This window comes from Acidiphilium sp. AL, assembly GCF_025499445.1.
Taxonomy (GTDB): domain Bacteria; phylum Pseudomonadota; class Alphaproteobacteria; order Acetobacterales; family Acetobacteraceae; genus Acidiphilium; species Acidiphilium iwatense.
In genome coordinates this window covers 1-8,083 of the sequence record NZ_JAIMBZ010000075.1, presented here as the reverse complement: position 1 = coordinate 8,083, position 8,083 = coordinate 1, and the positions used below count along the sequence as shown (strand labels likewise).

The 8,083-nt window shown below is 59.7% G+C and carries 7 protein-coding genes; all 7 read right to left on the bottom strand.

Annotated features, from left to right (window positions below; all coding sequences use genetic code 11):
• Positions 1-164: 164 nt before the first annotated feature.
• The 7 genes from AiwAL_RS19395 to AiwAL_RS19365 are packed head-to-tail and all read right to left on the bottom strand — an operon-like array spanning position 165 to position 7,826.
• Positions 165-1,106, bottom strand: coding sequence for an acetamidase/formamidase family protein (locus AiwAL_RS19395; protein ID WP_235706082.1), 942 nt, complete (start codon positions 1,104-1,106; stop codon positions 165-167).
• A 20-nt stretch (positions 1,107-1,126) separates the two neighbouring features.
• On the bottom strand, positions 1,127-2,119 hold the full coding sequence (locus AiwAL_RS19390; protein WP_407932575.1) for an ABC transporter ATP-binding protein: 993 nt from the start codon (positions 2,117-2,119) through the stop codon (positions 1,127-1,129).
• Between the two features lie 2 nt (positions 2,120-2,121).
• Positions 2,122-3,165, bottom strand: coding sequence for an ABC transporter ATP-binding protein (locus AiwAL_RS19385; RefSeq protein ID WP_262313396.1), 1,044 nt, complete (start codon positions 3,163-3,165; stop codon positions 2,122-2,124).
• Positions 3,158-4,135, bottom strand: a complete 978-nt coding sequence (locus AiwAL_RS19380; RefSeq protein ID WP_262313395.1) for an ABC transporter permease — start codon at positions 4,133-4,135, stop codon at positions 3,158-3,160. Before AiwAL_RS19380 ends, AiwAL_RS19385 begins: the two co-directional genes overlap by 8 nt.
• Before the next feature lie 16 nt (positions 4,136-4,151).
• Positions 4,152-5,216 carry an ABC transporter permease gene (locus AiwAL_RS19375; RefSeq protein WP_235706086.1) on the bottom strand — a complete coding sequence of 355 codons (1,065 nt, stop codon included), beginning with the start codon at positions 5,214-5,216 and terminating at the stop codon, positions 4,152-4,154.
• Positions 5,216-6,883, bottom strand: coding sequence for an ABC transporter substrate-binding protein (locus AiwAL_RS19370; protein ID WP_235706087.1), 1,668 nt, complete (start codon positions 6,881-6,883; stop codon positions 5,216-5,218). The genes AiwAL_RS19375 and AiwAL_RS19370 overlap by 1 nt, the downstream gene beginning before the upstream one ends.
• A 4-nt stretch (positions 6,884-6,887) precedes the next feature.
• Positions 6,888-7,826 carry a proline iminopeptidase-family hydrolase gene (locus tag AiwAL_RS19365; RefSeq protein WP_235706088.1) on the bottom strand — a complete coding sequence of 313 codons (939 nt, stop codon included), beginning with the start codon at positions 7,824-7,826 and terminating at the stop codon, positions 6,888-6,890.
• Positions 7,827-8,083: the final 257 nt, after the last annotated feature.

Sequence of the window (8,083 nt, the reverse complement as noted above, 5' to 3'; positions counted from 1 at the left end):
AAGATGTTTTTCGCCAGATCCAGGCCAATCGTCACAATCCATTCCATGGATACACCCTCCTATGTTGACGGTTCGGCATCCTACCGCAGTTCGGCCGCAGCGAACGCCAGCGGTTGGGTGGGGGCGTTCCACACCATCATTATTGCGCGCGATTTTACACTTTTCTATTCAAGAACCAGACGCGGCAGGTAAAGACTGACCACCCAATTGGGCCGATCGACAAGTTCGCTGATCTTGAGATCCGCAGCGATGCTGCACAGCATGTAGGCGTCCATCGGGCTGAAACCGTATCGCATCGCGAGCAGGTCGATCATTCCGCGGACAGCATCCCGCGCACCCTGCATCAAGTCAGTACCGATCCCCGTCGTGACCTCATAGCCCGCCGAATCGTTGTGACGGGTGATCGGCCCCGGCAGTGTCGCACGCGGGAACTTGAGATCTGTTCCCTTGATGAGGTCGAACCTGAGCGTGACCGTCATCGCACTCTCGATGGCGGTTCCGCAGACTTCGCCATCGCCCTGGGCGGCATGGGTGTCGCCCACCGAAAACAGGGCGCCGTAGACTTCGATCGGAAGATATAACTCAGTGCCGGCGGACAGGTCACGGATATCCATGTTGCCGCCACAGCGACGTGGCGGCACGACCGAATGATGGCCGCTCGCGGCCGGCGCGACGCCGATCGTTCCCGCGAACGGTTTCAGCGGGATCTTTGCCATGTGTCCGAATGCCGCAGGTGTTCGCCACGAGGTGTCATAGTGCCAGATGTGAAGCGCCGGGTCCGGGAAATCCTCGGCCAGGAGGCCGAACCCCGGAATGTTGGCGGTCCATCCCCAACCCGATGGGTCAAACTGCTCGATGGTAATCTTGAGGGCGTCACCGGGTCGGGCATCATCGATGAAGATCGGCCCGGTTACCGGATTGACTTTGTCGAAATCCAGGGTTTTCAGATCCTCAAGTGTCGCATGCTTGGTGAGTTGTCCGCCCGACGAGTCGATCGTCTCGATGGTTACCACATCTCCCGGAGCGACACGCAGCACGGGAGCGAATGCGTTGTTCCAGCCATGATGATGGCGGTTCCGGTGAACCGTGTACGTATTCTGCGACATGGGATCCCTCGATCATGCAATCAAACCAGCGGGAAATGACAGGCGACCTCGCGATGCGGGCCGATCCGCGTCAACGCCGGGCGCACGTCCCGGCAGGTGGCCTGGGCGTAGGAGCAGCGCGGATGAAACCGGCAACCCGAAGGCGGCGCCGCCGGATTCGGAACATCGCCTTTCAGCAGGATGCGTCTGCCGCGATGCGCCCGATCCGGGTCGGGAACCGGCACCGCCGAAATCAGGGCCTGGGTATAGGGATGCGCCGGATGATCGAACACGGCTTCGGTTAGTCCGGTCTCGACGACCGATCCGAGATACATGACCGCGACGCGATTTGCGACCTGCCGGATCACGCTGAGATCGTGCGCGATGAAAATATAGGTCAGCCCCAGCCGTTCCTGGAGATCCTGGAACAGGTTGACGACCTGCGCCTGCACCGAAACGTCGAGCGCCGAGACCGGCTCATCTGCGATGACCAGATCCGGTTCAAGGGCAATCGCCCGCGCGATGCCGATGCGCTGGCGTTGCCCGCCGGAAAACTCGTGGGGGAACCGTTCGAGGTGATCCGCGCTGAGGCCGACGACCCGCAGAAGTTCGACGACCCGCGCGTCGATTTCGGAATGGGTGCCGAATTCGTGAATGATGAGCGGCTCGGCCACGACATCCCGAACCCGGTGGCGCGGATTGAGCGACGCCGCGGGGTCCTGGAAGACCATCTGGATCTTGCGCCGGATCGGACGCAGGGCTCGGCGCGACAGGCGGGTAATATCCCTGCCTTCGAAAATGATCTCCCCCTCGGAGACCTCATGAAGACGCACGAGGCAGCGACCGAGAGTCGATTTCCCGCAACCGGATTCACCGACGATTCCGAGCGTCTCGCCCCTGACTACCTGGAGCGACACTCCATCGACCGCATGGACCGTCTTTCGCAATGCGGGAACGATCCGGCTGCCGACATTGAAGCGTTTGCTCACCGACCTGGCTTCGAGAAGGACTCTCCCCGTGGCGCCGGTCAGCATGTTCATGACGGAATCTCGTCATTCTGTTGGGCGGGCTTTCGCACGATTTCGCGCCGTTCACCGGGCTCCAGAACGCAAGCGACCCGATGATCGGGTTCTCCGATCATTGGAGGTTTCACCGCACATCGCCGGCTTCTGTACTGGCACCTTGGCGCGAAACTGCACCCCGGCGGAAGCCGCTGGAGCGAGGGCGGCGCACCTTGTATCGAGGACAACCGGCGCGGACGGGCGCCGGAAATCGGCGGAATCGAGTCCAGAAGCCCCCAGGTATAGGGATGCCACGGGGTTCGGAACATGGTGGGCGTATCGGCATGTTCCACGATTCTTCCAGCATACATGACGACGACCTTGTCCGCGATCTCCGCGACCACGCCCATGTTATGGGTCACCAGGATGACCGAGGAGCCGAAATCCTTGCGGAGCTTGCGGACCAGGTCGAGAATTGCGGCCTGAACGGTCACGTCGAGCGCCGTCGTCGGCTCGTCGGCCAGCATGAGAGCCGGATTGCACGACAGCGCCATGGCGATGACGACGCGCTGACGCATCCCGCCGGACAATTGGTGCGGATAGCGGTCGATCACATCCTTCGGGCCAGGGATGCCGACGGCTTCGAGCAATTCGACGGCACGGTTTCTCGCCGCCCCGGTCGACAGATCGGTGTGGAGTCTGAGTTGCTCGACGATCTGCCGGCCGACCGTATAGACAGGCGTCAGGGCGGTCATCGGGTCCTGAAAGATCATTGCGATCCGGCCGCCGCGAAGCCGGCGCATCTCCCGCGCACCGAGCCCGATCAATTCGCGGCCCTGGAACTTGATCGACCCTTCGATGACGGCGTTCGGATCATTGATGAGCCCCATCATCGCCATCAGCGACACGGACTTGCCCGACCCCGACTCTCCCACGATCCCGAGGATTTCGCGGTGACCCAGCCGAAACGACACGCCATCCACGGCTCTCACCGTTCCGCGGGCGGTTCGGAAGGAGACGCGGAGGTTATCCACCGCGAGCAGGGGCACTGCCGGATCGGTTGCCGTCGCTTCAGTCATTGCGAACCCGCGGATCGAAAACCGAATAGAGTATGTCCACCATCGCATTGGCCAACACGACGAAGAATGACGCGTAGGTCACCGTGGCCATGATCATCGGCAGGTCGAGATTGGTCAGCGCCTGATAGGTCAGATAACCGACCCCCGGCAGTCCGAACACCACCTCGGTCAGCAATGCGCCGCCACCGACCAATGCGCCGAAATCCAGGCCGAACAGCGTGAAGATCGCGATCATCGAGCACCGCAATGCATGGCGGATCAGAACCTGGGCCTCCGGCAGGCCCTTCGCCCTGGCCAGCCGGATGTAGTCTTCCTGCATCGCCTCGACGATGTTGGCTCTCAGGACGCGACCGTAGATCCCGATGAATGCGAGCGCCAGGGTGAACCAGGGCAGCACAAGGGATTTGAACCAGAGCGCCGGGTCGCGGTGCAGCGGCACATAGCCCAGCGGCGGCACCCAGGAGAACAGCCAGGTATTGTGCAGAAGCCCCTGCGACACGAGATTGACGACTTCGCCGAGCCAGAAGACCGGAATCGAAATTCCGATCAGGCTCAGAATCATCAGCAGACGATCGAGCGTTCGATCCTTGAACGCTGCGGCCAGCACACCGACCAGAATGGAAAACACGATCCAGATGACCGCCGCGCCGAACACCAGCGACAAGGTGACGGGTGCTGCCCGAAAGATCGTCGGCACCACCTTTTCCCCCAGATTGACGTAGGAGGTGAGGTCGCGCCGGATGACCAGCCGATCCATCATCCGAAGGTACTGCACCGGGAGAGGTTTATCGAGGCCGAACTCCTTGCGGATCAGCGCCACCGTCTGCGGAGACGCGTTGCGCCCGGCGATCCGCGCCGCCGGATCGGCGCCAGGGGTTGCGAAAAAGATCAAAAACACCAGAACGCTGATGCCGAACATCACGAACACCATGTGTGCGAGGCGCTTGACGATCGTGAACCCTAGAGACATCGTGCCGCTCCCTTCCTCAATGGAGCGTCAGTTTCGCGCGCGGGTCAAGCGCGTCGCGGAGCGCGTCGCCGAGGATGTTCAGCGCCACCACGGTGATGACGATCGCAAGCCCTGGCGCTATGGAAACCAGCGGGCGGGTGTAGAGAAGATGCTCTCCATCGCGAATGATTGTCCCCCAGCTTGCGCTCGGTGGCTGAACGCCGATACCAAGAAAGGAAAGTGACGCTTCCGTGATGATGTTGAGCGCCATCATGATCGGCGTGAAAACGATCAGGGTGGAGGCGACATTCGGCAGGATTTCCCGCCGAAGAATCCGCAGGTCGGAAGCGCCGAGACAGATCGACGCCATGACGAAATCGCTCCGGCGCAGCGTCATTACCTGGGCGCGTATCGGTCGCGCGACATAAGGTACATAGATGATCCCGATGATGGCGATCGGCAGGATCAGGTCGTCCGAATGGACGACGAGCGGTCCGATCCTGATGCCGGAATTGATCAGGATGATCGATAGCGAAATCGCCAGCAAGTATATCGGAAAAGCCCATAATATATCGAGCATGACCGATATCACGCGGTTGATGATGCCGCCGTAGAATCCTGCTGCGATACCGAGAAGTACGGCGAAGGACAGGCAGATTACGGTCGATGCAGCGCCGACGAGAAGCGAAACGCGACCGCCATAGAGCAGCCGCGCGGCAACGTCTCTCCCCTGTCCGTCGGCGCCAAGCATGTATGGCCCAAACCGCCATGTCGGGCCGACCGGCGTAACGCCGAGCCCGTTGCTCGCCGACTGCATGACCGGCACCTGTTTGCCGCCGATCAGCACCGTGCCGTCGAGATTCGATTTGAACGGATTGATGTGCGCGACCAGGTGAGCGTAGAGAGGCGCCATGACGCACGACGTCAGGAACAGAAAAAGAGCGACGACGGCGACCATCGCTGCACGGTTCCGCCGAACCTTGGCGAGCGCAGCGTGCCAGTATCCCTGGGCGGCCGACGCCGGAAGTTCCGGCGCCGTCCATGCATCGAGAACCCTCGCGTAATCCTGATCCGAAATCGCAGCGCCGATCTCGCTCGCCATCAATGCACCCAGGCAAGGTCGGGGACAAAATAGGTCTGCCCGCTGAACACGAAATGATGCAGCCGTGCCGAGACGAAGTCCACGTGTTTCGGGTTGAACAAAGGCGCCGCCGGCGCAAGATCGGTGATCTGCTGATCGATCTTGGTCCACATTTTGTCGGCCTGCTTCGGATGCTTGATCGAGAGAATCTCGGCAGCATCCATCTGCTTCTGAATCTTGTCATTGCAGAACGCCGAGATGTTGATCGAATTGTCCGAGCCTGGATGAAAGGACGTGCATCCGAACAGGACCTTCAGGAAGTCGGACGGCGCCGGATAGTCTTGATACCAGACCGTGACACTGATCTGGACATGGTTGTTCGAATTTTGAATGTAAGTGAACTGCAGGTTCGATGAAATTCCTTTGACCTTGGCGTTGAAGCCAAGCTTATCGAGCACGCTCTGAAGATAAATCCCGACAGCATGGTTAGGGTCGGCATTCTGGGTGATGATTGTCACCTTCTGACCAGCCATCCCGGATTTTTTCATATACATCATGGCTTTTGCCATGTCGGGTGCCGTCCATTTGGTTCCGGGGTTCTTGGTGAACAGGCAATACGGCTTGTAGCCTGCCATTCCCGGCGGCAGGATCTGACAGGTCGGCGTCGCCAAGGCAGGACCACCGAACAACTTGACGAGGTCGGCCCGGTTGATCGCATAGCTCACCGCAAGACGCGCATCCAGGTTGTTGAAGGGTTTCATGCGGGTGTTCATCGGCGCATACCAGAATGCGAGCAATGGATGGATCTCCAACCGACTCTTGTACTGCGCGGCAATCTGTTGCAGCCGATCGAGCGGGATCGGATTATACATCCAGTCATACTGGTTGTTCTCGACGGCCGTGACCTGCGCATTCGGGGTGAGACCGAACCGATAGACGATCTTATTCGGATAGCCTTTCGGCTGTGCGAGCTTGCTCCACTGCCTGAAATACGGGTTTCGCACCATCACCATCTCGGTGCTGGGTTCGTATTTCTTGACCATGTACGCGCCGGTTCCCGGAATATATACTGTCCCCATATCTTTGTCCGGAGTATTTGCCGGCAGGATCGAGCCGAATGGCACCGCCAGTTGGTCCAGGAACTCGGCATCCGGGTGCCGAAGATGAAACGTCACGGTATTCGTCTTCGGGTCGATGGCGACGCCCGGTAGCGTGCAGGTCGACGGGCTCTTCACGCAATGGCGGCCGCCGGCGATCACGTCGTACCACGTGCCGACGTTCGGATTGAGGACCTTGAACAGCCTCACAAACGAATGCCTGACGGCTTGGACCGTCACCGGCTGACCATTCGAGAACTTGATGTCCTTGCGGAGGGTGAAAATGTAGGTCTTGCCGCTATTCGTGATCTTCGGCATCGACGTCGCAAGATCGGGGACGATCTTGAAGGCCGCCTTGCCGCCGGCCTTTTCGAAGCCGACCAGCCCATCATAGAACATCGGCAAAATCTGCCAGAAACGGAGGGTATAATTGATCTGCGGATCGAGGGTTCCCGCAGCCGCGGACGCAACCATCCGCAATGTGCCACCATAATGCCCTTTGACCGCGGCCTGCGCGATCGCTGGGGCAGAAAGGCCGCCAACCACACTCATGGCGGCGAGTGCAATCGAAGCAATCTTGGGCGTTTTCATTCTGTCACCTCCGGTGTTTGTTTCGTGATTTCACATAGTCGTGTGGGTCTCCGAGGAAGCTTGAGATCATGTCCATGCATTTCCGAGTTTCTTCGATATGTGGCGTATGGCTCGAGTTTTCGAAGAAACCCCAGATTGCTGAAGGGATCAGGCCGACATATGGGCGAACGGCAAGTTCAGTCGCTTCATCATACTTGCCCGAGATGACAAGAGTCGGGACCATGATACGGTCTAATCGGGCCTCTATCGACCAGGTTTTGAGCGAGCCGATCACGTGGAACTCGCTTGGCCCGTTCATGGTGTGGTAGACGGTTGGATCGGCCTCTATCTGATCGAGGCTGCGCATGAGTTCGGCGGGCCAAGGGGAAATCCTGCATAGATGCCGGCCGTAGAATACCTGCACGGCGTTCTGGTATTCCACGCTGTCCGTCGTCCCAGTCTTCTCGTGCTCGATCAGCGTTTTCTGGACGTCCGGCGGCAATTCCGCCCGAAGACGGTTCGCCTCCTCGACCCAGGTTACCATCGAGGCCGGCGAATTCGCAATGATCAGTGCCCGCAATCCCACCGGTTCTCGAACCGCGTGCTCTGCGGCCAGCATGCCACCCCAGGACTGGCCAAGGAGATCGTAGTTCCCCGAAACCCCGAGATGGACCAATAGATTGTCCAGTTCCTCCAGGAACAGTTCGATGGTCCAGAAATCCGGGCCGATGTTCGGCAAATGTGTCGAGCGGCCACAACCGATCTGATCGTAGTGAATTACAGCCCTCTCAGGGCCCGCGAGAAGTTTAAAACGATCAACGTAGTCGTGCGCTGCGCCGGGTCCACCGTGGAGGATGACCAACGGCGGAAACGTTCCTCGCAAGCTTCCGGTGATTCGGTACCAGGTGCGGTGTTCCCGAAACGGTACAAAATCCTCGCTTACAGGAGTATCTGATGAAGACATGGATGAGATCCTCATACCGGCCACGGCCAGCACGGTCCGGCCCGGATGTACTCTGCGCTGACATCTTCAGCACGCCCGGCGCTTCTTGAGAAGTCACTACTCACCGGCCTCCGACAGAAGTTCCGGTTCGCCGGCGAGGATGGTCGCCTTGGCTTCCTCGGGATCGGGAATGCCGGAGTTCATCGCGATGAGCAGGATCACCACGCTGAACACGATCAGGATGATCGAGGCGGTGATCTGGTTGAGGGTGTCGGTGC

Bases quoted from the DNA above. Each gene is read 5' to 3' on its own strand.
- AiwAL_RS19365 (WP_235706088.1), bottom strand. From the start codon at position 7,826: ATGTCTTCATCAGATACTCCTGTAAGCGAGGATTTTGTACCGTTTCGG.
- AiwAL_RS19380 (WP_262313395.1), bottom strand. From the start codon at position 4,135: ATGTCTCTAGGGTTCACGATCGTCAAGCGCCTCGCACACATGGTGTTC.
- AiwAL_RS19390 (WP_407932575.1), bottom strand. From the start codon at position 2,119: ATGCTGACCGGCGCCACGGGGAGAGTCCTTCTCGAAGCCAGGTCGGTG.
- AiwAL_RS19370 (WP_235706087.1), bottom strand. From the start codon at position 6,883: ATGAAAACGCCCAAGATTGCTTCGATTGCACTCGCCGCCATGAGTGTG.
- AiwAL_RS19375 (WP_235706086.1), bottom strand. From the start codon at position 5,216: ATGGCGAGCGAGATCGGCGCTGCGATTTCGGATCAGGATTACGCGAGG.
- AiwAL_RS19395 (WP_235706082.1), bottom strand. From the start codon at position 1,106: ATGTCGCAGAATACGTACACGGTTCACCGGAACCGCCATCATCATGGC.
- AiwAL_RS19385 (WP_262313396.1), bottom strand. From the start codon at position 3,165: ATGACTGAAGCGACGGCAACCGATCCGGCAGTGCCCCTGCTCGCGGTG.